Source organism: Kordia sp. (assembly GCF_022447245.1).
GTDB lineage: Bacteria > Bacteroidota > Bacteroidia > Flavobacteriales > Flavobacteriaceae > Kordia.
The window spans coordinates 67,281-91,960 of the sequence record NZ_JAKVBC010000016.1; the positions used below are offsets into that span (position 1 = coordinate 67,281).

Below are 24,680 nucleotides of genomic sequence, written 5' to 3' on the forward strand. Positions count from 1 at the left end.
GTATACTTGTGTTTGACAGCTTTCTTATTTTTTAAAAAACTAAGCACGTGTTACTTTTTCAATTCCGTTGATTTTCTTCAAATTAGTAATCAACCGCTTTAGAATAGTATTGTTTTTTACAATCACCATAATACGTCCTGTAAAAATACCATCATTAGTGTCAAAACTTATGTTTCTGATATTTACGTGCATGTTGTTGGAAATAATTTTCGTTACCTCATTCACCAATCCCATATTGTCAATTCCTGTAAATTCAAGCATAGCAGTGAATTCTTCCTGAGAAGAATCAATCCACTTTGCATTCATGATTCTGTAGGCATAATTTGCTTGCAAACTCACGGCATTCGGACAGTCCTTTTTATGTACTTTGATGCCTTCATTCACCGTAACAAAACCAAAAACAGGATCGCCCGGAATCGGATTGCAACAATTGGATAATTTGTAATTCAGTTTTTCTTCCTCTTTGCCAAAAACCAATACATCATAACGATTGGAAACTTCTGGTTGATTGATTTCTTCGGCAGGAATAGATGGTCCACGACGAATTTTGTTTTTGAAAAATTTAAAAATACTATTGCTGCGTTGTGCCGCAAATTCTTTTAATTTCTGATTGTCAATCGTTCCAATTCCAACACGGTAAAATAAGTCTAAACTTGTTTTTAGCTTAAAATGACCTACCAATTCATTGATCGATTTCTCGTTAAGTATAATTTTTAATTGCTTTAATTTTCGACGAAGAATTTCTTTTCCGTCTTCGGCAATTTCTTTCTTTTCTTCTCGTAAAGAAGATTTTATTTTAGATCGCGCTCTGGAAGTCGTTGCATAATCCAACCAGTTTGCATTTGGTTTCGATTTGTCTGAGGTAATAATTTCAACTTGATCACCACTTTTTAATTCGTGACTAAGTGGAACTAGTTTTCCATTCACTTTAGCACCACGCGTATGATACCCAACTTGAGTGTGAATACTAAACGCAAAATCCAACGGAGTGGCACCTTTTGGTAATGATTTTAAATCTCCCGTAGGCGTAAAGACAAAGATTTCTTTGGCATATAAATTCAACTTGAATTCTTCTACAAAATCAACAGCATTTGCTTCCTGATTTTCGAGTGCTTCTTGTAATTTATTCAACCAAGGTTCGAGTCCTTGTTCTTTTTGATCACCTTGTTTGTATTTAAAATGTGCAGCATAACCTTTTTCTGCAATTTCATGCATGCGATGCGAACGAATCTGAACCTCAACCCAACGTCCTTTAGGTCCCATTACTGTGATGTGCAAAGCTTCATAACCTGTAGATTTCGGTGAAGAAATCCAATCACGCAAACGCACAGGATTTGGACGAAAATGATCAGTTACAATGGAATAAATTTTCCAAGCAAGGAACTTTTCGTTTTCAAGGTTTTCGGTATCATAGATAATTCGGATTGCAAATTTATCGTATACTTCATCAAAGGTCACGCCTTGTTTCACCATTTTTCTACGAATAGAAAATATAGATTTAAAACGCCCTTTTATTTCGTATTCAAAATCTTCTTTGTCTAATGAGTTTTTGATGACAGAGGAAAAATTATCAATGTATTCTTGTTGCTCTTCCTTGCTTTCTTCAATTTTATTTTGAATGTCGTTAAAAACCTCAGGTTCTGTGTATTTTAAACCTAAATCTTCTAATTCAGTTTTAATATTATACAAACCAATACGATGTGCTAATGGCGCATAAATATACAAGGTTTCCGAAGCAATTTTGACTTGTTTGTGTGCAGGCATGGAATCCATCGTCTGCATATTGTGCAATCGGTCTGCAATTTTGATAATAATTACACGGACGTCATCATTGATTGTCAGGAGCATTTTACGGAAATTTTCCGCTTGTAACGAAACATCTTTATCTTTTTTAAGATGTGAAATCTTTGTCAATCCATCTACAATTCTTGCAACAGCAACACCAAATTCTTGTTCAATGTCTTCTAACGTATATTCAGTATCTTCTACAACATCATGCAATAGCGCAGAAGCAATAGAAGTTGCGTCCATACCAATTTCAGAAGCTACAATTTTAGCTACTGCAATTGGATGAAAAATATAAGCTTCACCACTTTTTCTTCGTTGATCTTTGTGCGCATCAACAGCTACATCAAATGCTTTACGGATGATTTTTTTATCTTCCGAAGTCAGCTCTAGATAACTAATGCGCAACAGTTCTTTATACTGTCGGGCAATGGCTGCGTTCTCCTTTTCTATCTCAATTTCTGTCATATAATTAAAAATAGTATAAAGAAATGTAAGAAGCAAAAATGTTTGCTGAATTTACGGAGATACTAATTAATTTTTATTGAATCTTTTTAATGCTTTCTTGGAGTATTTCTAGCTCTTTGGCTACCTTTTTGTATTGAATAATAGGTTCGATAAAAGAAATTTTTTGAGTCGTTTTTCTCCAATAAGGGAAGAGCCAAGTCATGCTTGTACTTGTGTATTTAAAATTTTCATTTTCATCTTCAACCTCAAGTTTGGTTTTAAAAATGAACGAACCTTTACGATATTGAGTGATTCGTTTTTGCTTTGTCAATATGTTTATGAACATAGTAACTGCGTTTGAAATATCTTCCCATTCGGGATTGAACTGTCTATAGTTTTCTTCAAAACCTATAGTTAATTCGCTCTCATCAACAGCTATCCAGAGTCCAGTTTCTTCAACCGATATATGCTTTCCATTGTCATAGAAAACTAACAATTCTTCAAATCCTTCTTTGAGAAACTGCTCAATTTTTTCGAATATGAGTTGCTGAGGCTTCAACAGATTTGTTTGATTTTAGTTAAAATTACGTTGACGTTTGGCTTCAAAAAGAATAATAGCAGCAGCAACCGAAACATTCATAGAATCAATTTTCCCTTGCATAGGAATGATAATGTTTTGTGTAGAATTATTTAACCATTCGTCACTCAAGCCTGTAGCTTCTGTTCCCACAACAATGGCAGCTGCATTTTGAAAGTCTTGTATATGATAATTTTCAGAAGCAGTTAATGCAGCACAATAGATATCAATTTGATTTTCTTGTAAATAGGAAATGATTTCCGATGTACTTCCCGTAGCAATTTGTGTGGTAAACACACAACCAACACTCGAACGTACTATGTTTGGATTGTATAAATCGGTCTTTGGATTGGCAATAAATACAGCATCAATATTAGCAGCGTCTGCAGTACGAAGTAAAGCGCCAATATTTCCTGGTTTTTCAGGTGCTTCTGCCACTAAAATAAGTGGTTTTGTATTGTGAAAAGAAATATGTTTGAGTGAATGTTCTTTCGTTTTCATAATAGCCAACACACCTTCCGTACTTGTGCGATACGCTATTTTTTGATAAACTTCTTTAGAAATTTCAATACATTCAGGTGCTTTTGCTGTATTTTTTACTAATGTTTGTACACTTTCGTGAGAACAAATTTCTGGATAAAAGAACAAGGTGTCAATAGTATAGTTCCCTTCGAGAGCGAGTGTCAATTCTCGGAAACCTTCGAGCACAAATTTACCTTCTTTTCTACGACTTCGCGATTTTTCTTGAAGTTGTAAAATGTATTTTATGGTAGAGTTTTGTGTGCTAGAAATCTGTTTGTACATGCTGCAAATATAGGAAAGAGATTCAATATTAGAAGCTACAAACAAACATGTCGTTTTTTATTTTTAAAGTTATTGAGTGAATTTTGTAATGAATCGATTCTGACTTCGACTCAAGAGGAAATAAAACAAACTGACCGAATGAAAAAAATTACGTTAGCATTGTTAGGTTTGACCTTAATGGCTGCTTGTAACACAACTGAAAAAAAAGAAAAAACTCCTGAAATAACGAATGAGGAAACAAAAGTTGTTAAGAAAACTTACCCTAAAAATTTAGCAAAAGTATTTGATGCGCATGGTGGAATTGATAAATGGAATGCCGCACAAACCTTGATATATGAAATGGTAAAGCCAGATCATACAGAAAAGCATATTACAGATTTGCCATCACGTAAAACACGATTAGAAGGGAAAGGTTTTACTATTGGATATGATGGAAAAGATGTTTGGTTGTCACAAAAAGATTCTACAGCTTTTAGAAGCAACGCGCGTTTTTACCACAATTTATATTTCTACTTCTATGCGATGCCTTTTGTATTAGGTGATGATGGAATTACCTATGAAAAGGCAGATAGTTTGGAGTATGAAGGAATTTTATATCCTGGGTTTAAAATTTCGTATGGTAAAAATGTAGGAGATTCTCCAGAGGACAATTATTTTATTTATTACAATCCAGAAACTTATCAAATGGAATGGTTAGGATACACGGTAACGTATTCTACAGGAAAACCAAGTGATAGAGTGAGCTATATTCGTTACGGAGATTGGCAAAAAGTAAATGGAGTTGTGCTTCCAAAAGTGATTACATGGTTTAAAACGAATAAAGAAGGAAAAGTAGTGGAGCCTAGAAGTTCTGTAACGTTTTCAAATGTAAGTTTGACAGATAAAACTATGGAAAATAATATGTACGAGCGTCCTGAAGATGGAGTAACTGTTCCTAAAGGATAATTTAAGATATATTGAAAAAGAAAAATTAAAATTGCTCAACTAAAAAATCCTCTTCGTACTGAAGAGGATTTTTTTGTGAACTCGATTGTCGAGTATGAATTTTTCGAGGTTTAACTCGTAGTAGTAAATAACTTTTATTGTCCATTTTTGTAAGCGCCACTACAATGTAGTTGATTTACATCAAATCCATTAAACATGATATTATTCAGACTATTGCGTAATTGAAAACGCTTTGGAGTGATATTTGGTAAAATAGAATGTTCTGGAGTCAAATTACGAAAAGTAGCAGAAATACTATGATCATCTAACAATCCTCTACGAATTTCTTTTTCAACATGCTCTCCAATGTTTGATAATTTTGGTAAACGTTCTCGAACACCAGAATATTCAGTAGCTATGTCATTAGACAATTCTGAGAATGTTGGCAATTGAAAGTTTTCAATGGCAGCATTTTCCTCAGAAATAACTTCTTTGCTTTGAGAAGTTTCTTGCGCTGAGATTTGTAATGTAACCAATAAAGTTATTGCAAGCGTGAGTTTATGTATTCTTTTCATCGTGTTTAGTTTATAAAAATAAACATCAAATTCTATTCCAAGTTACTACTTTCCTTCGTATTTTTTGGTATAACGCTTCCATAATTTTGTTTGGTGTGTTTCCAAACTCAATTCGCGTCCTTCAATAAATGCATGTGTTAAGATATTTCCCCGCATGTCTACCGCATCTCCTTCACTGATAAATAAAGTAGCATCTTTTCCTGCTTCTATAGTTCCTAAACGCGCATCAATTCCTAGAATTTTTGCGGTATTGGAAGTAATTAATTGCAGTGCTTTTTCCTTATCTAAACCATGTGCAGCTACCGTTCCTGCTAAAAATGGTAAATTACGTGTATTCATACGTTCCATTTGTCCACTGTTTTCCAAAGCAACTAAAACACCTGCATCAGTAAGGATTTTTGCTTTCTTGTACGATAAATCATAATCTTCATCGTCCAATTCAGGGACAGAATGCGTTCTGTGTAATAAAACAGGAATTTTGTTTTGACGAAGTGTATTAGCAACTTTGTAGGCATGATATCCACCAACAATAACAATATTGATATTATTCTTCTTTCCAAAGTCAATTGCATCTAAAATTCCTTTTTCAGTATCTACATGTACAAATAGCTTTTGTGTTCCTTTTGTCAGTCCTTCCATAGCTTCGTATGGTAAGTTTTTTGGACTCCTTGAACCGTTTAAATAACTTTTTGCGTCATCAAAGACTGTTTGAATTTCTGTAACTTGTTTTGCATAATTATTATTTGGACGCAAACCTCTTGGTTCGCCTAACCACCAACGACCGTTGGTAAAGTTATTTGGCCAATTGATATGAATTCCATCATCTATTTTTACGGCAGCATCTTCCCAATTCCAAGCATCAAGCTGTACTATAGAGGAAGTTCCAGAAACACGTCCGCCACGTGGGGTAATTTGTGCGACTAAAATTCCGTTAGGTCTACAACTTTCTACCACTTTCGATTCTGAATTATAAGCAATCAAACTACGAATGTGTGGATTAAAGCTACCAGTTTCGTTTTGATCTCGTGTTGCTCTCACTGCATCAACTTCTACCAAACCAAGTGTAGAGTTTGGGGAAATAAACCCGGGATATACATGTTTTCCTTTGGCATCAATTACGCGTCCTTCGGTAGCAGAACCAGCAGTGCCAACACGAACTATTTTTCCATCTTTAAAAACAATAATTGCATTTTGAATGACTTGTCCATTTCCAATATGTGCTGTTACGCCTACAATCGAAATGGCTTGCGATTGTTTGGAAGCTGGAGTTTGTTGTGCATAACTGAACGTGCCAAACAAAACAGCTACACATACGATGTATTTATAAATATATTTTTTCATGTCAGTTATGATTTAAAATTCAACAGTATCACAGTGATGATGTACTTTTTCTTTCTTTCGAACAGGTTGTGTTTTCATACCTTTGTTTTTCTCTAAAAGCATCATATTCATCAACTCGTTACGCTCGCTTTGAATGTTTCTTCGTAATTGTTTATCACGATCCAAATCAAAGTATACAGTTCCTTCAATCATGGTTGTTTGCGCTTTTGCGTAAATTGACATTGGGTGATCTGTCCATAATACTAAATCTGCTTGTTTTCCTGTTTTGATACTTCCTACTTTATCATCAATATGTAACAATTTTGCAGGGTTTAGTGTCACAAATTTCCAAGCATCTTCTTCTGAAACGCCGCCATATTTTACTGCTTTTGCAGCTTCTTGATTCAATCTACGAGACATTTCACCATCATCTGAATTAAATGCAACAACCACACCTTGATTATGCATGATGGCACCATTATAAGGGATGGCATCATTTACTTCATATTTATATGCCCACCAATCAGAGAAAGTTGAACCACCCACTCCGTGTTCTTTCATTTTATCTGCTACTTTGTAACCTTCTAGAATATGCGTGAATGTGTTGATGTTGAAACCGAATTTATCCGCAACTTTCATCAACATATTAATTTCACTTTGTACATAAGAATGACAAGATACAAAGCGTTTTTTATTCAAAATTTCTAAGATGGTTTCCATTTCAATATCATAACGATATTTTCCGTTTTTCTTCTTTGCTTCGTATTCTTTAGCTCGTTGAAAATAATCAGTGAATACTTGTTCAACACCCATACGTGTTTGTGGGAAACGTGTGGTTTCCGTATCTCCCCAATTACTTTGTTTTACATTTTCACCTAAAGCGAATTTGATGAATCCATCAGCTCCTTTAAATAGCATTTCATCTGCAGAGCGTCCCCATTTTAAACTCAAAATAGCAGAACGACCACCAATTGGATTCGCTGAACCGTGTAATAATTGAATCGTAGTAACACCACCAGCTAAGTTTCTGTAAATATCGACGTCTTCAGGATTTACAACATCTTCCATATTAACTTCTGCGGTAGAATTGTGTCCCGCTTCGTTAATGGCAAAAGCAGCTATGTGCGAATGTTCATCAATAACTCCAGCAGTTAAATGTTTTCCAGTAGCATCTAAAACTCTAGCTCCGCGATCGTTGATGTTTTTTCCAATACGAGCAATTTTACCATCTTTTACTAAAACATCTGTATTTTGAAGAATTCCGTCACTTTCATTCGTCCAAACTGTGGCATTTTTGAATAAAACGGTTTCTTGTTGTGGTAAAATTGCAGCTCCATACGCTCCATTAGGATAGGAGATAGGAAGCATTTTTGGTACTTCGATTTTTCCATCTTTCTTTCCGCCTTTTTTGTCTTCAGCCTTTTTTGCTTCTTTTTGAGTAGCATTAAAAGACGATTCAGAACCATTTGCGAGGAGCGCTTTTCCAGAGAAAAAGGTTGTGTTTCTGACTGGTGCTGTTAAACGAATAAATTCTGTTTTCGTTGTATCTGGTGTGGTAAACTGTAATTGCAACCAGTCGTTTTTAAAAGAAATCTTTGAGCCTAGTTTCATTGAATCTTTCATCACCGTTGCTTTTAGCTTTTCTGGTGAGCCAGCGATGTTTACATCATACATGTTTCCTGCAACATTGAAGGTGTATTTTCCACGTAAATCTTTATGTGCTTTGTCTTTAAAAACATTTTGATTTCCTTGAACCCAGTTTTCATAAATCACCGTTTTCTTATCAAAAATATCTCCAGAGGTAATTAAAAAATTGGCTTGACGTCCGTTTTGAAGCGTTCCTATTTTGTCTTCTTGTTTTAAAATACGTGCTGGAATTGTTGTCAAGGCTTCCAATGCTTTTGTTTTGTTCAAACCATATTTGATGGCTTTCTGCAAGTTTGCTTTAAAAGCATTTCCTGATTTGGTGTCATGCATTGTAAAGCTAAAGGTAATTCCTTTGTCAGCCAATGCTTTTGGGTTAGAAGGTGCTTGATTCCAGTGTTTCATTGCTTCTAACTCTACAACACTTGCGGCATACGGATCTGAAACGTCATACGCTTTTGGAAAGTTGATTGGAATAATGAATGAAGCATTGGTAGCTTTCATTGCAGTAATGTTTTCATATTCAGTTCCGTCGCCAACCAATACATATTGAATGCCGAATTCGTCACCAATTGCATCTGTTTTGATACTGTTATGTTTGTTTCCTGAATGGAAAATTTGCACTAGATTTTTATTTGCATTTAAAGCTTCCAAAGCTAAATCGGTACGTTCGGCGTTTCCTTTTGCATACCAATCAGCATCGTGATACATTTGACGTAATAATGCCATGCTTCCCATCAAAGAAGTTGGATACGATTGTCTGGAAGCATTGCTTTTTCGATATGACAAATATTGAGCAGAACGGTCATCTAAAATTCGAATGCTATTGTCTGCTTTTGAATTCAACGCAACCAACATTCCGTTACCTCGAACAATACCATCTTGTAAATGTGTATTTACAGTTCCAAAACCAGCTTTTAACAAGCTCATTGCTTTTTTATTGTCAAAGGTAAATTTGTTAATAGGATTGATGTCTGGTCGAATATGATCGTTCCAATAATATCCTTTTCGTTCCGCATCATACTGCGGACTTCTTCTTCCTCCAAAACTTCTTTTAGGTTTTTGCAATCCAAAATCAGAATAAGGATCAATAAAGGAAGGATATATACTTTTTCCTGTAAGATCCACAATAGTAGCATTTTTTGGTATAGAAATTTTTGTTCCAGTCTGAACGAATTTACCATCTTGTATGATAAGTGTTCCATTTTTAATCACTTGTGTGGGCGTGACATAAATTTTTGCATTAGTGAATGCTGTTATGGTATGACTTTCTGTTTTAACGCCATCGTTTTTGGGAAAGTATTCCTGCGCAAAGGCGGAAAGGCTACAGAAAAGTAATAACAGCAGCAAGTACGATTTTCTCATTGCTTTACTTTAAATTTGGTCGATTATAAAAACTTAAAGATACGGCTAGAATATGCTCTGCTAGTTGTATTAAGATTTTTTTAACATTTTGATTTAGCTTTTGTACGGGTTTCTCGTATTTATATGAAAGGAGCTTGCTGAGGTTATTATTGATGAACAGGAATCGTTTTGTTTTGTATCCATTTTTGAATAAGTTCTCGATTGCTCGTAATTTCAGCAAAGACATAAATGTCGCTTTGAAAACAAGGAGAAGTAGCCGCTTCTTCTATAATCACTTTATTGTCATAATAACTTGAATGTAAAAAGTAGAGTTCTTTGTTTTTTATCAATACATATCCAACATGATTACTCAATCCTACAAAATACAATCCGTCAGCATATACTTTATTGAGTTTAATTTTGAGTTGATCTTGCGAAATATTCCGATAGATTTTTAATTCGTTTTTTGGTTGAAGTGTGATGGCTTCATTCAAACCAGCTTGTTGTGCCATTTTAAAACGATTGAGTCGAAAACTTAAATGTCTGAGTGTAGTTGATACAAAATAACCACAAGCAATTTCACTATCGTTAGGAATATCAGTATGACCATTAAAATCCCAAGGTGTTCCGTACCAATGTGGTACAATTTCATTCAGAAGCTTATGATATAAATACTTGGAAGCTGTATCAATGGCTTTCTCCTTATTTTGTTGCAAAAGTCTTTTGAAATAAGCGCGATCTGTTTTGATGGTTTGTTTGATGGTATTGTAATTTCCATTAGGACTAAAGTTAATGCCTAATGCAATAGAATCGATTGAGTTTTCAACAATGATTTCAGATTCCACTTCAGCTAAGATCGATTCCTTTTTTGAGGCTTCAAAAGTAGCAGCAGTTTTGTTAGAAGCATCTTTGCATGCAACTCCAAGACATAGTAATATTAAGAGAAAAAATCGGTTCATCGTACTAAAATTAACGCTTTTCTTTTTGTTTTCGTGTATTGGGTTAAGAAAATGCTAATCAAACTTCATTAAAAGATTATCGAGTTTACAATTTGGATTTGTAATCTTAATAAGAGATTAATCTTTAGATAATCTAATAGCTTCATGTTGCAAATAGTTTTGTCACAACAACTAATCAACACAAAATTATAATGAAGAAATTAGTATTTTCCCTATTCTTTATCTGCTTTACTACAGTAGTATTTGCTCAAGATAAAGGAATCCTAACTGGTCGTGTTTTAGACGATAATAAATTACCACTACCTGGTGCAACGGTTGTTATAGAAAGCTTGCAACATGGTGCCACTTCTAATTTTGATGGAAATTTTACTATGGTGAATCTTCCAACAGGAACTTATGACATAACTGTAAGTTATATTGGATTTGAAACACAAAATGTTTCTGTTGAAATTTCAGTGAATACCACTGCAGAAGTAAAAGTTTCAATGAAAGTGAAAACCAATAGTTTAAACCAAGTCCTAATATATGGTAGCTTGGCAAGAGGGCAAGCAAAAGCTTTAAATCAGCAAAAAACAAATGACAATATTACCAATGTAGTTTCTGCCGATCAGGTTGGTAAATTTCCAGATGCGAATACTGGTGATGCTTTAAAACGTATTCCAGGTATTGCAATGCAAAATGACCAAGGAGAAGCAAGAGATATCATTATTCGTGGTTTAGCACCGCAATTAAATTCTGTAACATTGAATGGTGATAGAATTCCATCTGCGGAAGGCGATAATCGTAGAATTCAATTAGATTTAATTCCTTCTGATATGATTCAAACAATTCAGTTAAACAAAGCGGTTACGCCTGATATGGAAGCAGACGCAATTGGAGGTTCTGTAAACTTGATAACACGTGCAGCACCATCTAAATTGAGAGTTTCGTTAACAGGAGCGTATGGTAGAAATCCAGTTAGAGAGAGTGGATTGTACAATTTTTCAGCAGTAGCAGCGCAACGTTTTTTCAATGATAAATTGGGAGCGGTTGTGAGTGCTTCATACAATTCAAACGATTATGGATCTGATAATGTTGAATTTGAATGGGATTCACCAACATTTATCAAAGAACACGATATCAGAAGATATGATGTAAAACGTATTCGTAGAAGTGTATCGTTGAATTTAGATTGGAAATTAGATCCAAACAATACCATCGAATTTAAGTCAATTTACAATCACAGAGATGATTTGGAAAATAGATATAGATTACGTTATAAGTTTGATGATAATGACACTGATGATGCTAGTGATGATGAGTACAAAATAACACGTCAGACAAAAGGAGGTATTAATAATGATACCAATGAGAGTAGACGATTAGAGCGTCAAAAAATGTACAGAGTTGGATTGAATGGTTCGCATATATTATTCAAAAAAGTTCAGTTCGACTGGAATATTGGTTTTTCAAAAGCAAGTGAAGTCCGTCCCAATGAACGCTATGTAACGTACGAATCTAAGCAAGATGCATCAACGATTACACAACAATTTGTAAATACAAGAACACCATTCTTCAACTCAATGAACAGAATGGACAACGATGCTTCTTTATTTGAATTAGATGAAATTTCAGAAGAAAGAAGATATACTGAGGAAGAGCAATTTACGTCTCGTTTTGATATTACAATTCCAATAAATACTTCTGGAAAATATCAGAACTCAATCAAAACAGGGTACAAATACCATGACAGAGATAAGTTAAGAGATAATACATTCTCTGAGTTTGATACGGATGATTTTTCTGCATTCGAATTGTTGAGCAATGCACAAACAGCAGACCAGACTATAGATGGATATTTGCCAGGAGATCAATACAGATCAGGAACGTTTGCAACCAATTCATTTTTAGGAGACTTAGCATTGATAAATGGTGAGTTGGTATTGGATGAATTTGTGCCAGAAAACTACAATGCAAACGAAAAAATTAGCGGAGCATATGCCATGCTAAGACAACAATTAGGAGATAAATTCTCATTCATTGCTGGTTTGCGAATGGAGCATACAAATATTGATTACACAGGTTTTCAAATCGATGTAGAATCTGCTTCTTCATTAGCAGATGCGGTTGCCATCAATGCTTCTAAGAAATACACAAATGTATTGCCAAACGTACAATTCCGTTATGCAGCAACTAATAATACTATTTTACGTTTTGCATATACAAACACGATTGCAAGACCAAATTATTTTGACATTGTACCATATCAAAATATAAATAGTGACGATTTAGAAGCTGAATTTGGAAATCCTGAATTGGAAGCAGCAGAGTCATTAAACTTTGATTTTATGGCAGAGCATTATTTTGATAATGTAGGAATCATTTCTGGAGGTGCTTTCTATAAGAACATTGATAATTTTATTTATGCGTTGACATACGAGCAGGCATTAACAGTGAATGGTGCTACAGAAATGTATGATGTAACACAACCTTTCAACGGGGGATCAGCAAAAGTATTTGGATTTGAAATTGCTTTCCAACGTAAATTAGATTTCTTACCAAGTTTCTTGAAAAACTTAACATTCTACGGAAACTATACATATACAAACTCTGAAACGGATGGAATTACAGGGCGTGAAGATGGATTGGAATTGGCAGGAGCTGTACCAAACACATTTAACGGTTCATTAGCGTATGAAACTAAAAAACTTTCAGTACGAACCTCATTGCACTTTGCAGATGATTATATTGATGAGTATGGAGATAAACCTTTTGAAGATAGATATTACGATTCGCAGTTATTTTTGGATCTGAATGCTTCGTACGCCATTACGAAAAACTTAAGAATTTTCGGAGAAATGAAGAACATCACTAATCAAGAACTGCGTTACTATCAAGGAGTGAAAGAGCGCACTATGCAAGCTGAATTCTATAATATTAACTGGAATTTGGGATTGAAATATAATTTCTAAATGAAATCAATGAAAAAGTTTATCAAAATATTTTTAGGAGTTCTTGCTTTTACTGCATGTGAAGTAGTGAAAGAGAAGAAACAAGAAAAGGAAGTTTCAAAAACAACAACAAAAGAAGTAAATCGCATAAAGCCTGTGTATGCAACAATGGAAACTGCACAGGTTTCTTCATCCGACGATGCTGCTGATGATGCTTGCATTTGGATTCATCCAACAAATAAGACGAAATCAAAAATAATAGGAACCAACAAGCAAGAAGGATTGATTGTGTACGACTTGTCAGGGAATGAAGTATTTCAATATCCTGTAGGGCGAGTAAATAATGTAGATATTAGAGAAGGTTTTGTGTTGGAAAAAGATACGGTAGCAATCGTGACAGCTTCTAACAGAACTTCAAACACAATTACAGTACACAAAGTAAATCCTGATGATGGATCATTAGAAGATGTAGCTGCAATGCCATTGAAAAGTCAATTAGCTGAAATTTATGGATTGGGAATGTATAAAAGTGCTAAAACCAATAAAATATATGTTTTTGCAAATGGTAAAGATGGCAATGTAGAGCAGTGGGAATTATTTGAAGAAGCTGGAAAAGTCGCTGGGAAAATTGTAAGAACATTTGCCGTAGGAAATCAGACAGAAGGTGTTGTTGCAGATGATTTTTATGGGAAATTATACATTGGAGAAGAAGAGAAAGCGCTATGGAAGTATGATGCTGAACCTGATGGATCTGAAGAACGTAAAGCTATTGTAACAACTACAGATACAAATATGAAAGCTGATTTTGAAGGAGTTACTTTGTATGATAGCGGTAAAGGAAAAGGTTATATCATTTTATCATCTCAAGGGAATAATAGTTATGCAGTTTTTGATAGAATTACCAATGCATATATCGGAAGTTTTGGTATTTCAGATGGAGCAGAAATTGATGGAACCTGTGATACAGATGGAATTGATGTAACAAGTGCTACTTTTTCAGACTATCCAAAAGGTTTTTTTATTGCACAAGATGGAGCAAATACTAAAGGAAAAGATTCTTTAAATCAAAACTTTAAACTTGTTGATTGGAGAAAAATAGAAACAGCATTATTATTGAATAAAAAAATAAAATAGGGTATGGATTCGATGGGTACATATCTAGATGTGCCAAAATCCATTTACTAGTGTGTGTTGAAAATGCCATTATTGGGGGATAATGGCATTTTTTTTATCATAGTTTACCAACAAAGAAACCACGTAGCTGTAACTTAAAATTCCTTTCGATTGGTTATTAGCTTTTAAAAACTGATCAAATGTGAATTTGAATAGTGGTTTTAATGGATTTTTGTGTGATATCCAAAATTCTCGAACTTCATCATAATTCTTTTGAATACCAGAATTTAACGTTGCTTTTAAGCGTTCGTATTCATCTTTATCTCTGTTGTAAACTTCCTTTAAACAATGCCATGTCATAAAATTATATGCACCATATTTGAAGTAAATATCCTCATTGTGTAAAGCTGTCATACAACCTATAAAATTAGCTTCATTTTCTGCGGCAAAACCAATTTGATGTGACTTTTCATGACTAGCTGTTACTGCGAATTTATACACTGGAATTTTACTGTTAACTTGAGCTTCATTGGTAAACGGATTTATATAGCCACTAAATCCCATCATGGTTAAAAAGCCACTGTAAATAGAAGTCTTTAGACTCTGATTGGTAAAGGTAAACATAGGTTCTTTAGCACTAAAGTTTTCATAACCATTCAACGTTTTTTGAAAAATCTCATCAATAGTATAAGGAACCTCTACTTTTACAGTGTCATTGTGTGTAATTTGAAATTGAATTGCATTCGCTTTAGCAACAACTCTTTCAGTAAAACTTACCAGTTCTTCTGTAGTGTACTTTCTATCCAATTCAAGTGATTTATGTAAAGGCAATCGGTAGTAATTCATTCCCCATAAAAGGTGAAATGCAAAATATACAAATGTGATGGTGATGTATGTATCAATCAAAATACGTTTGTATTCTTTTCGAACTAAACGGAAATTTTTATAAATATAACGTATGATTAATACAACAGCGATTGTGTAAAAAATGTCACCTATTGAAAAAGGAATCCAGCCAAAAATAATTCTAAAAAGTTTTGAAATATATGGGTACAATCCATTACTGTAATACGTTTCAACAAATTCAGGATAACTGCCAAGTATCTTAATTAGAAAGAACTGTAGGGGAAAAGATAAAGCAATTAAAATTTTTGTTCTCTTGGTCATAAGCAATACATTTGAACTCCATTCGGGAACATGATATGTAGCTAATGTAAAAAAACTAAATCACTATTGCTACGTTGCGATGATATTTTTGTTTTAATATTGACAATTTTGAAAGGTATTCCATGAAAAACAATCGATTTTGTTCCTAAACATTTAAATTTGTAAGCAATAATTCAATTCATAAAAAAAATAGAATGAGTCAAGAAATAAGAACTTTAGAGCCAAATGCACTTTGGAATAAATTTGCAGACTTAAATGCAGTCCCAAGACCTTCAAAAAAAGAAGAACGTGTGATTGCTTTTATGAAGAAGTTTGGTGAAGATTTAGGTTTAGAAACTTTTGTAGACGAAGTTGGAAATGTGATTGTTAAAAAACCAGCAACTGCAGGTATGGAAGATCCTAAAGCCATTGTGATGCAATCGCATTTAGATATGGTACATCAAAAAAACTCGGATACAGTTTTTGACTTTGATACGCAAGGAATTGAAATGTTTTTGGATGGTGACTGGGTAAAAGCGAAAGGAACTACGTTAGGAGCCGATAACGGACTTGGAGTAGCTACGATTATGGCTATTTTAGAAAGTAATGATATTGCACATCCTGCACTGGAAGCTTTATTTACTATTGATGAAGAAACAGGAATGACAGGTGCCATGGGATTAAAAGGAGGATTGTTAGAAGGAGAAATTCTTCTAAATCTAGATACCGAAGAAGATGATGAAATCGGAATTGGTTGTGCAGGAGGAATTGATGTGACTGCAACGCGCTCGTATGTGGTTGAAGAGACACCAGAGAATGTAGCTGCCTATACTATTAAAATAAGCGGCTTGCAAGGAGGACATAGTGGAATGGATATTCACAAAGGTTTCGGAAATGCAAATGTTTTAATGAATCGTTTGGTATTTGACGGTTTTGAAAACTTCGGATTGCGTATCGCCGAAATTGATGGCGGAAGTTTACGAAATGCGATCCCAAGAGAAAGTATTTCAACAATCGTTGTAGACAAAGTACATCAAGAAGCATTTGAGTTTGAAATGCAAACGCAAATCAACACGATTCAAAAGGAATTTGCTAGCATAGAAGTTGATTTAGAAATTGAATGTACAATTACTGAAACACCATCTGGAGTTATGGAATTAGGTGTGCAAGAAGGATTGACACGTTCTTTATATGCTGCGCATAATGGAGTATTCCGTATGAGTCCAGATATTGAAGACTTGGTAGAAACTTCAAATAATATTGCACGTGTTATTGTAAAAGATGGTGAGGTTAAAGTTGGTTGTTTGACACGTTCATCAATTGAAAGTGGAAAAATGGATTTGGCTACAAAACTAAGAGCAACTTTTGAGTTATCTGGTTGTGAAGTTGAGTTTTCTGGTTCGTATCCAGGATGGGCGCCAAACATGAACGCCTCTATTTTACCAGTAATGGTGAATTTATATAAAGAGTTAAACAATGGAGAAGAACCACATGTAGCTGCTTGCCATGCAGGATTGGAATGTGGAATTTTAGGAACTAATTATCCAGAAATGGAAATGATTAGTTTTGGACCGAATATTCGTGGAGCACATTCACCAGACGAGCGTGCAAGTGTTTCTTCGGCGCAAAAATATTGGAAATATGTATTAGAGATTTTAAAGAATATTCCAAAAAAATAAATAGTCAGTAGACGTATTTTATAAAGTAGAGCGTGGTTAAGATTCAAAATATAATCTCTTAACTACGCTCTATACATTTCCATTTTTAAGATGTTTTGAGAAAGAGCGTCACAAGGAGTATAGTTTACCATTTTGCAGTGTCAATAGGTAGTACATGGCAACCATCTTCTTTAAATGTATCAAAGCCTCCATCCTCACACTCGGTTTTCTTGCTCACATAATATGGATGATCTATACTATCATTTGTTCCTCCAATCAGGTTTTGTTGAAATAAAGATGAATTTTTTTGCTTTCTTAGTTGTAACAGGATTTTCTTTTTTTTCTTGATAATAAATTAAGGATTGATATTACTTTAAAATTACAAGAAATCTACATTGAAGTATTACGGTTATCCCATCAAAAGGTGTGTTTGCGATATAATTTTAAACAAAAAAACTTCTCATAAAGAGAAGCTTTTTTTAAAACTAGAAGTTTATTTCTTAATTGCAGCCTGGTCTATTCCAGCTTCCACAAGGTTCACAACGTGAAATTCCTGAATTAGGACGTGGATCTGATGGAATTGGGTCACATATCAATTGACTTTGGCAACCAGCAGCAAATGTATTTACAGTCATAGTAGTTGGTGCGCCACCTTGTAGCAATCTACTTTCTAAAGAAGAAATGATCTGTTTCTTCAACTTTAATGTTTTGATTTGTTTTTTCATCTGAAATATAATTTTTTGTTTCAGTGCAAATATCTCTCAATATCGACATTCTCAAAACAGGAAAAGAGATAAAAAAGATATGGTGTTTTTCCCCAAGAAAAAGCCCCTTTTCAATGAAAAGAGGCTTATAATAACATATATATCTGTTTAGCAAGTAAAAAATGTAGGCTGATTTGTTGTTTGCGTATGTGTTGTTGGGCAGCCGCAACCAGAAGGCATTGTTGGCATAGGATCACATGGAGTTAATGCGGATTTACAGTTTACCTGTAGCGTCAACCAGATATTGTGAATACTGTTAATAGGAAAAGTGAATGTATTGATGGCTCCTCCTTGTAAATGCTTTTTCGATAGTTTTGCAACTTTTTGTTTGCGTAGTTGCAAAGAAAACTTTTGTTTTTTCATGATATATGGTTTTTGGTTTCGCGCAAATATCTAGATAAACACTAGGTAAGAGTAGAGTCGAAATACGTAACTTATACCGTGTTTTTCCTGAAATTAAGTACGGTTTTTATTTAATGGATCCAAAAAAAGCTCTTCTCAGAAAGAGAAGAGCTTCCTTAATACATATTTTTATTTAATTACTTTTTTTGGATTTCTACAAGTTCTACATCAAAAATTAAATTTGAATTTGCAGGGATTGGTCCATTAGGTCTTGATCCATAACCTAAATATGAAGGAACCAATACTTTTGCTTTTTCTCCAACTTTCATGCGTAGCACTGCTTCTTTGAAAGCAGGAACTAGTCGTGCACTTGAATTATAAATAGTTGGGAAGGGACTGTAGCCTCCTTGCGCTTCTGCGGCTTCGCTATACGTACTACCTTCTTGTGCTACACTTTTAATATTTGTATAAAATAATTTTCCATTCTCTAAATATCCAGCACAGTTTATCGTTACCGTATCAGAAGATTTTGGTTTTACACCTGAAGCACTTGGTTGTGTAGTTACCATTACCATTCCTGTTGGAGATTCGTATAATTCTCCCAAATCTTTATAATCTTCTTTGAATTTTGTAATAGCTCCTTGTGCTTGTGCTTTTTGTTTTGTTTCGTATGCTTCTTTAGTATCTTTTACAAATTGTTGATACTTGTCTATAAGCTTTGGTTCGTCTTCTGTAAATATTTTTACAGCATCAAATGCTTTTGCATCAGCACCTTTACGTATGATATTTACTTCAGTCATAATCACATCCTCAAGTGGCTTTTTACTTCTCGGATCAACAGCGACATTCGAAATGCTATCTTGAACTTCAATTCCTTTTACCAATTGTCCAAAAACTGAATGGCAACTTACTCTTGGTGCTTGACAAGGTTTAGGTCCTCCATTAAAATCTACAGGATCTAGACTTGGATATGGGACTTCAGTGATAAAAAATTGACTTCCATTAGTGTTAACTCCTCCAGAATTAGCCATTGATAAAACACCGGGTTTGTCATGTTTTAACTCTGTGTCAAATTCACTAGCAAAACGGTATCCTGGATTTCCACTTCCAGTTCCCGTTGGGTCACCACCTTGAATCATAAACTTGTCCATAACTCTATGGAAAGAGATACCATTATAATACGGTTTTCCTTTTTGATCATCTGAAAGTTTAGGGTGAGTTCCTTCTGCTAAAGCAATAAAATTGGCAACAGTAACAGGAACTTTTTTATAAAACAGTTTAGCGACCATTACTCCTTTGTTAGTCTTAATTTCAGCATAAATACCATCATCTAACTCAGTTTTTTGAGCTTTTGTGCATGAAGTAAATCCTAAAGTCATAACCACAATAAAGACTGTGATTGTTGTTGTAAATAATTTCATTTTAATTTTCTGTTTCTAGGTTTTTGTTGTCTTTTTTTATATCGAGTAAAGTTATAGTAGATTTGACCGGAATGTTGGTTCCAATTCGTTTATTATCTCCGTGATATCCATATGCAATGTGTGAAGGGAAAAGAAAGGTGACTGTTTCTCCTTTTTTCATTAATTGTAGTCCAGAACGTAAGCCTGGAATAATTTGTTGTTTATCAACTACATATTCTTGTATGCCAAGTTCTTCTTTTTTATAAATGACATCACCAGTGGTCATTTTAGAAATATTAAGTTCGTATGTTAGTGTATCTCCTTTTTGCGGAAGATAATTTTCTTGCGCTTTCTTGTTGTTGTAAAAATACCAGAAACCGTTGTTAGATGCCATATAATCGTTGATGGTATCAAGTTCTATATATTTTTGAATAATAGCTTCTTCTTTGGCAATCAATACTTTGTTTCGTTCTGCAGATTCTTTTAAAAATGTCCCAGAACGTATATTCACAGGTTTGCGCGCTTCTTGTTGTGCACAAGAAATTATAGTGATGAGTATGATGCCTAAGAAAACTATTTTTTTGAACATATATTTAGCTTAATGCAGATTTGTATTCGGTTAATATTTCCGTAAATTTTTGTACGGTAACTTCCATAGAGTTCTCACTTCTTCCACCTGCTGCGTTCGTATGTCCGCCTCCATTAAAATGAGCACGAGCAAATTCGTTTACTGAAAAATCGCCTTTTGATCGCAGTGACATTTTTACATACGGCTCTTGGAGATTTTCTATAAAAATTGCTGCAAATTTAATACCTTTTAGTGATAAACCATAATTTACAAAACCTTCAGTATCTCCTTTTTTAAAGTCGTAACGAATTAATTCTTCTTTACTTATCGTAATATATACAGTATTATATTTTTCTAAAACGACTAAATTTTTTAATGCGCAACCTAATAACTGTAAGCGACTTAAGCTATTGGTATCATAAATGGCATTATGAATAGAAGCATTGTCTGCTCCTTTATCCATTAAATTAGCAATAATTCTATGTGTAGTACTTGTAGTTGCTTTAAAGCGGAAAGAGCCAGTATCTGTCATAATCCCGGTGTACATACAAGTTGCCATTTCATCAGTAATGCTATTTTCATCACCTAAAAAGGAAATAAAATTATAGACCATTTCACAAGTTGAACTCATACTTGTGTCAGAATACATATATGTAGCATAATCTGAAGGTTGTTGATGATGATCTATCATTACAAACGTTGCTTCTGTTGCAGCTACAACGGGTTCCATTTCACCTATTCTGCCCAAATCATTAAAATCTAACGTAAAGATAACATTGGCTGCATCTAATAACATTTGTGCATGCTGTCTGTTTGAGTCAAACTTTACAATTTCATCTTCTCCGGGCATCCACTTTAAAAAATTCGGATAATCATTTGGAGCAATAATAACTGCGTTATGTTGCCCTTTTTTCAAGTAATGCCAGAGCGCAAGCGTAGAACCAATAGCATCTCCATCTGGGTTTTTATGCGGAATAATGACAATGTTTTTTGGAGTTTCTAGCAGTGTTTTTACACCTTGTATTTCTACTTCGTTCATATAATTCAATTCTGTAATTCCATGGTAAATGCTATAAAAACGATATAGATTTTACAACTTCCCATTTCATAGCTGGCTAATATACTAAATTAGCCTTGCAAATAAATTGTATTTGTGTACTTTTGCACCGAAAATCAAATATGATTTTACAAAACAAGAATTTATAACACTTATACATACTATAATGGCTGGAAAAAGAACTTTTACCATGATTAAGCCTGATGCTGTAGAAAATGGACACATCGGAGCTATTTTAGAAAAAATTACTGCTTCAGGTTTTAGCATCGTTGCAATGAAGTTAACACAGTTAAGCAAGCGTGACGCTGAAGAATTTTATGCAATTCACAAAGAGAGACCTTTCTTTGGAGAATTAGTAGAATTCATGACTAGAGGACCAATTGTTGCTGCAATTTTAGAAAAAGAAAATGCAGTAAGCGATTTTAGAACTTTAATCGGAGCTACAAATCCTGCAGAAGCAGCAGAAGGAACTATCAGAAATTTATATGCAACTTCTATCGGAGAAAATGCAGTTCACGGTTCTGACAGTGATGAGAATGCAGCTATTGAAGGTGCTTTCCACTTTGCAGGAAGAGAGATTTTCTAAGGAAAACACACAATATTATAACGAGAAGCTTCAATCATATGATTGGAGCTTTTTATTTACAAATCCATTTTTTGTAATTTTTCTTCTTTTTAAGCATTGTGTTTTCTGTATCAATTTAAAAGCTATTATCATTAAGAAAAGAAAGTTAAAATCTTTAAATCTTAATAAAAAGTGAATATCTAACTTACAGTCTAAAGAAGTTAACGGAGGAACTGCAACTGGAGCTGAAACTTTAGTACCTATAGTTTTTATACCTTATATGATATGCCTAGAGCAACCAGAAGGAGATACTACTATAGCGCTAGGTACCAATAAAGTTTGTGATGAATCTATTAGGATTTGTGTTTAATACATATTAGCTGAATTAATTGAAAATTAGTCAACTATCGCGATCTAAGAACATTAGTAAGTCTAAAAAACTATCGTAAAATAAGTGTCTTAATCAATTCTTTACCTAAGCTTTCATTGAGCATTCGGATGATTTTTTCTTTTCCATAACTCAGTTCCTCTCGCAAGACTGCTGAAGATAAAGAAACATATAAGGTGTCATTCTTTAAAATGACGTTAGTAGTATAGTTGTTCACACCATTTCCCATCAATTTTAGCCAAGCATCACGTGCATCAATTTTGTCCAAGCCATCTTCTAATCGATGTTCGGAAACAAAATCTTTTAATACTTCGCTAATAGCTCTATGTTCGGTGTGTCTTTTTTTCAAAATGAATTATAATTTAAAAATCTCGTATGATTGATGAATTTCTTTTACGATGCTTTCGGTACGTTCTACATGTGTATCACTGATAAAAATTTGTCCAAAGTCATCATGATTTACCAAAGAAATAATTTGAGCTACACGTTGCTCATCTAACTTATCAAAGATATCATCTAACAATAGAATAGGTGTAACATTGGCTAGATTTTTAATAAAATCGAATTGTGATAATTTAAGCGCAATTAAAAATGATTTTTGTTGTCCTTGACTTCCAAATTTTTTGATTGGATAGGTTTCAATAGTAAACAACAAATCATCTTTATGAATGCCGACACTTGTATATTGTAAAATTCTGTCTTTCGCTAAACTTTCGTCCAGCAAAGATCGAAAATCTTTTTCATGTAATTGACTTTTGTAACTGATATTAACAATTTCTTTTTCGCTAGAAATTGCATTGTAGCGTGTCATGAAAATTGGTAAAAATGCTTCTAAAAACTTTCTGCGTTCTGCGTATATCTGAGAACCAAGATTGTGCATTTGATCATTGTAAATACTCAGTGTGTCACCGTCAAACGTGCTGTTAAGGGCAAAATACTTTAAAAGTGAATTTCGTTGCGAAAGTACTTTATTATAATTGATGAGGTTTTGTAAATATTGCTTATTGGATTGTGAAATTACACTATCCATAAACTTTCGTCGTGTATCACTTCCTTCAATAATTAAATCGCGATCTGCAGGAGAGATAATAACTAATGGTAAAAAGCCTATATGTTCTGAGAGTTTGTCATACGGTTTCCCATTTCGCTTTACCATCTTTTTTTGTCCTTTTTTTAGCGAACAAATAATATTTTCATCTCTATCAACTTTTTCATACAAACCATCAATCACAAAAAAATCTTCTCCATGCCTTATATTTTGACTAGCAACAGGATTAAAATAACTTTTTCCAAAAGATAAATGATAAATGGCATCAAGGACATTGGTTTTACCAACACCATTATTCCCGACAAGACAGTTTATTTTTTGGTTAAAATCAAAAGAATTCGTTTCAAAATTCTTGTAATTGATCAGTGATAATTTCTTTAGAAACATGAAAATAGAAGCATCATTACAATAAAAATGCAAATTATTGAAAAATATCAAATAAATAAGCTTTTAATTCTACTTAAAAATTTTATTTTTGCGCACATTAATATACAATTTATGGCAACTTACAAGAAAAGAGGATACAAAGTAAAGACCAAAGTAGAGAAAGAAAAAGAAGTTCCTGCTGAAGAAATTGAAAGTACAACAGCAGAAGTTTTTAATACTTTAGATGAAACTGCATCCAAAACTGAAGAATGGGTAGCTGGAAATCAGAAGTTTATCTTTATGGGTATTGGTGCAATTGCTGTAGTACTTTTAGGGTATTTAATGTACGCTAAGTTGTTTGCTGCTCCGAAAGAAACAGAAGCTGCAAACGAAGTATTCCAAGCAAATTCATACTTCAATCAAGCTGTAAATATTAACTTGACTGACAATATGATAAATGGTATAGCTACCAGAGATTCTCTATATAATTTAGCATTAAACGGAGGAGAAGGAAAGTATGGATACTTGAAAATTATCTCTGAGTATGGAGGAACAAATGCTGCTAATTTAGCAAACTACAGTGCAGGAATTGCATATTTGGAGTTAAAGCAATATGATAAAGCGATAGCGCATTTACAAGAGTTTTCTTCTGACGATGTTATCATTGGAGCAGATGCAAAAGGAGCTATTGGAGACGCTTTTGTTCAACTAGATCAAATGAATGAGGCTTTAGAATATTATGAGAAAGCATTTAAGCATAGTGCAAACGATGCAACAACTCCTAAATATTTATTGAAAGCAGGAATTGCAGCGTTAAGTTTAGAAACACCAAATCCAACAAAAGCATTAGAGTACTTTAATAGAATTGAAGATGAATATGCTTCTTTCAAAACTACTGCTGATGGAAAATTGTTAGATGTTTATATTGGAAAAGCAGAAGCCTTGAATAACTAATT

The 24,680-nt window shown here is 33.8% G+C and carries 21 protein-coding genes; 6 read left to right on the top strand and 15 right to left on the bottom strand.

What is annotated here, in order from left to right:
- Positions 1 to 39: 39 nt before the first annotated feature.
- The 3 genes from MK119_RS12525 to MK119_RS12535 form a co-directional block, all read right to left on the bottom strand.
- Complete coding sequence (locus MK119_RS12525) at positions 40 to 2,253, bottom strand: RelA/SpoT family protein (RefSeq protein ID WP_290679235.1); 2,214 nt, start codon at positions 2,251 to 2,253, stop codon at positions 40 to 42.
- Between the two features lie 73 nt (positions 2,254 to 2,326).
- Positions 2,327 to 2,791, bottom strand: coding sequence for a hypothetical protein (locus MK119_RS12530; protein WP_290679238.1), 465 nt, complete (start codon positions 2,789 to 2,791; stop codon positions 2,327 to 2,329).
- Positions 2,792 to 2,806: 15 nt separating this feature from the next.
- Complete coding sequence (locus MK119_RS12535; protein ID WP_290679242.1) at positions 2,807 to 3,613, bottom strand: RNA methyltransferase; 807 nt, start codon at positions 3,611 to 3,613, stop codon at positions 2,807 to 2,809.
- A 138-nt stretch (positions 3,614 to 3,751) separates the two neighbouring features.
- On the opposite strand from MK119_RS12535, the gene MK119_RS12540 reads away from it, so the two are divergent.
- A complete protein-coding gene (locus MK119_RS12540; protein WP_290679245.1) occupies positions 3,752 to 4,558 on the top strand; it encodes a DUF6503 family protein in 807 nt (268 codons plus the stop codon).
- Positions 4,559 to 4,692: 134 nt separating this feature from the next.
- Here the strand turns inward: MK119_RS12540 and MK119_RS12545 are convergent, their stop codons facing one another.
- The 4 genes from MK119_RS12545 to MK119_RS12560 all read right to left on the bottom strand — a co-directional run bounded on the left by MK119_RS12545 (position 4,693) and on the right by MK119_RS12560 (position 10,379).
- Positions 4,693 to 5,112 (bottom strand): hypothetical protein, encoded by a 420-nt coding sequence (locus MK119_RS12545; RefSeq protein WP_290679248.1) that lies wholly within the window; start codon positions 5,110 to 5,112, stop codon positions 4,693 to 4,695.
- A gap of 45 nt (positions 5,113 to 5,157) precedes the next feature.
- A complete protein-coding gene (locus MK119_RS12550) occupies positions 5,158 to 6,453 on the bottom strand; it encodes an amidohydrolase family protein (protein WP_290679251.1) in 1,296 nt (431 codons plus the stop codon).
- A gap of 12 nt (positions 6,454 to 6,465) precedes the next feature.
- Positions 6,466 to 9,441 carry an amidohydrolase family protein gene (locus MK119_RS12555; RefSeq protein WP_290679254.1) on the bottom strand — a complete coding sequence of 992 codons (2,976 nt, stop codon included), beginning with the start codon at positions 9,439 to 9,441 and terminating at the stop codon, positions 6,466 to 6,468.
- A gap of 146 nt (positions 9,442 to 9,587) precedes the next feature.
- Complete coding sequence (locus MK119_RS12560; RefSeq protein WP_290679257.1) at positions 9,588 to 10,379, bottom strand: hypothetical protein; 792 nt, start codon at positions 10,377 to 10,379, stop codon at positions 9,588 to 9,590.
- Between the two features lie 191 nt (positions 10,380 to 10,570).
- Between MK119_RS12560 and MK119_RS12565 the strand changes: the two genes are divergently transcribed.
- Together MK119_RS12565 and MK119_RS12570 are read left to right on the top strand one after the other, a co-directional pair.
- A complete protein-coding gene (locus MK119_RS12565) occupies positions 10,571 to 13,330 on the top strand; it encodes a TonB-dependent receptor (protein WP_290679260.1) in 2,760 nt (919 codons plus the stop codon).
- A 9-nt stretch (positions 13,331 to 13,339) separates the two neighbouring features.
- On the top strand, positions 13,340 to 14,443 hold the full coding sequence (locus MK119_RS12570; RefSeq protein ID WP_290679263.1) for a phytase: 1,104 nt from the start codon (positions 13,340 to 13,342) through the stop codon (positions 14,441 to 14,443).
- 69 nt (positions 14,444 to 14,512) lie between these two features.
- Here MK119_RS12570 and MK119_RS12575 read toward each other — a convergent pair whose 3' ends face one another.
- Positions 14,513 to 15,589 (bottom strand): DUF3810 domain-containing protein, encoded by a 1,077-nt coding sequence (locus tag MK119_RS12575; protein ID WP_290679266.1) that lies wholly within the window; start codon positions 15,587 to 15,589, stop codon positions 14,513 to 14,515.
- Positions 15,590 to 15,783: 194 nt separating this feature from the next.
- Between MK119_RS12575 and MK119_RS12580 the strand changes: the two genes are divergently transcribed.
- Positions 15,784 to 17,247, top strand: a complete 1,464-nt coding sequence (locus MK119_RS12580; protein WP_290679269.1) for an aminoacyl-histidine dipeptidase — start codon at positions 15,784 to 15,786, stop codon at positions 17,245 to 17,247.
- Positions 17,248 to 17,726: 479 nt separating this feature from the next.
- Here MK119_RS12580 and MK119_RS12585 read toward each other — a convergent pair whose 3' ends face one another.
- From MK119_RS12585 to MK119_RS12605, 5 genes are all read right to left on the bottom strand, one after another.
- Positions 17,727 to 17,951 (bottom strand): hypothetical protein, encoded by a 225-nt coding sequence (locus MK119_RS12585; RefSeq protein ID WP_290679272.1) that lies wholly within the window; start codon positions 17,949 to 17,951, stop codon positions 17,727 to 17,729.
- 147 nt (positions 17,952 to 18,098) lie between these two features.
- Positions 18,099 to 18,353: a hypothetical protein gene (locus MK119_RS12590; protein WP_290679275.1), complete on the bottom strand. Its 255-nt coding sequence runs from the start codon at positions 18,351 to 18,353 to the stop codon at positions 18,099 to 18,101.
- A 176-nt stretch (positions 18,354 to 18,529) separates the two neighbouring features.
- Positions 18,530 to 19,753, bottom strand: a complete 1,224-nt coding sequence (locus MK119_RS12595) for a peptidylprolyl isomerase (protein WP_290679277.1) — start codon at positions 19,751 to 19,753, stop codon at positions 18,530 to 18,532.
- Between the two features lies 1 nt (position 19,754).
- Positions 19,755 to 20,321, bottom strand: a complete 567-nt coding sequence (gldI, locus tag MK119_RS12600) for a gliding motility-associated peptidyl-prolyl isomerase GldI (RefSeq protein WP_290679279.1) — start codon at positions 20,319 to 20,321, stop codon at positions 19,755 to 19,757.
- Between the two features lie 4 nt (positions 20,322 to 20,325).
- Positions 20,326 to 21,339: a bifunctional oligoribonuclease/PAP phosphatase NrnA gene (locus MK119_RS12605; RefSeq protein WP_290679282.1), complete on the bottom strand. Its 1,014-nt coding sequence runs from the start codon at positions 21,337 to 21,339 to the stop codon at positions 20,326 to 20,328.
- Between the two features lie 184 nt (positions 21,340 to 21,523).
- Here MK119_RS12605 and MK119_RS12610 point away from each other — a divergent pair, with 184 nt between their 5' ends.
- Positions 21,524 to 21,943 carry a nucleoside-diphosphate kinase gene (locus MK119_RS12610; protein ID WP_290679285.1) on the top strand — a complete coding sequence of 140 codons (420 nt, stop codon included), beginning with the start codon at positions 21,524 to 21,526 and terminating at the stop codon, positions 21,941 to 21,943.
- A gap of 419 nt (positions 21,944 to 22,362) precedes the next feature.
- Here MK119_RS12610 and MK119_RS12615 read toward each other — a convergent pair whose 3' ends face one another.
- Both MK119_RS12615 and MK119_RS12620 read right to left on the bottom strand, forming a co-directional pair.
- Positions 22,363 to 22,659: a DUF721 domain-containing protein gene (locus MK119_RS12615; protein WP_290679288.1), complete on the bottom strand. Its 297-nt coding sequence runs from the start codon at positions 22,657 to 22,659 to the stop codon at positions 22,363 to 22,365.
- 6 nt (positions 22,660 to 22,665) lie between these two features.
- Complete coding sequence (locus MK119_RS12620; protein WP_290679291.1) at positions 22,666 to 23,745, bottom strand: DNA replication/repair protein RecF; 1,080 nt, start codon at positions 23,743 to 23,745, stop codon at positions 22,666 to 22,668.
- A 111-nt stretch (positions 23,746 to 23,856) separates the two neighbouring features.
- Between MK119_RS12620 and MK119_RS12625 the strand changes: the two genes are divergently transcribed.
- Positions 23,857 to 24,678, top strand: coding sequence for a hypothetical protein (locus MK119_RS12625; RefSeq protein WP_290679293.1), 822 nt, complete (start codon positions 23,857 to 23,859; stop codon positions 24,676 to 24,678).
- Positions 24,679 to 24,680: the final 2 nt, after the last annotated feature.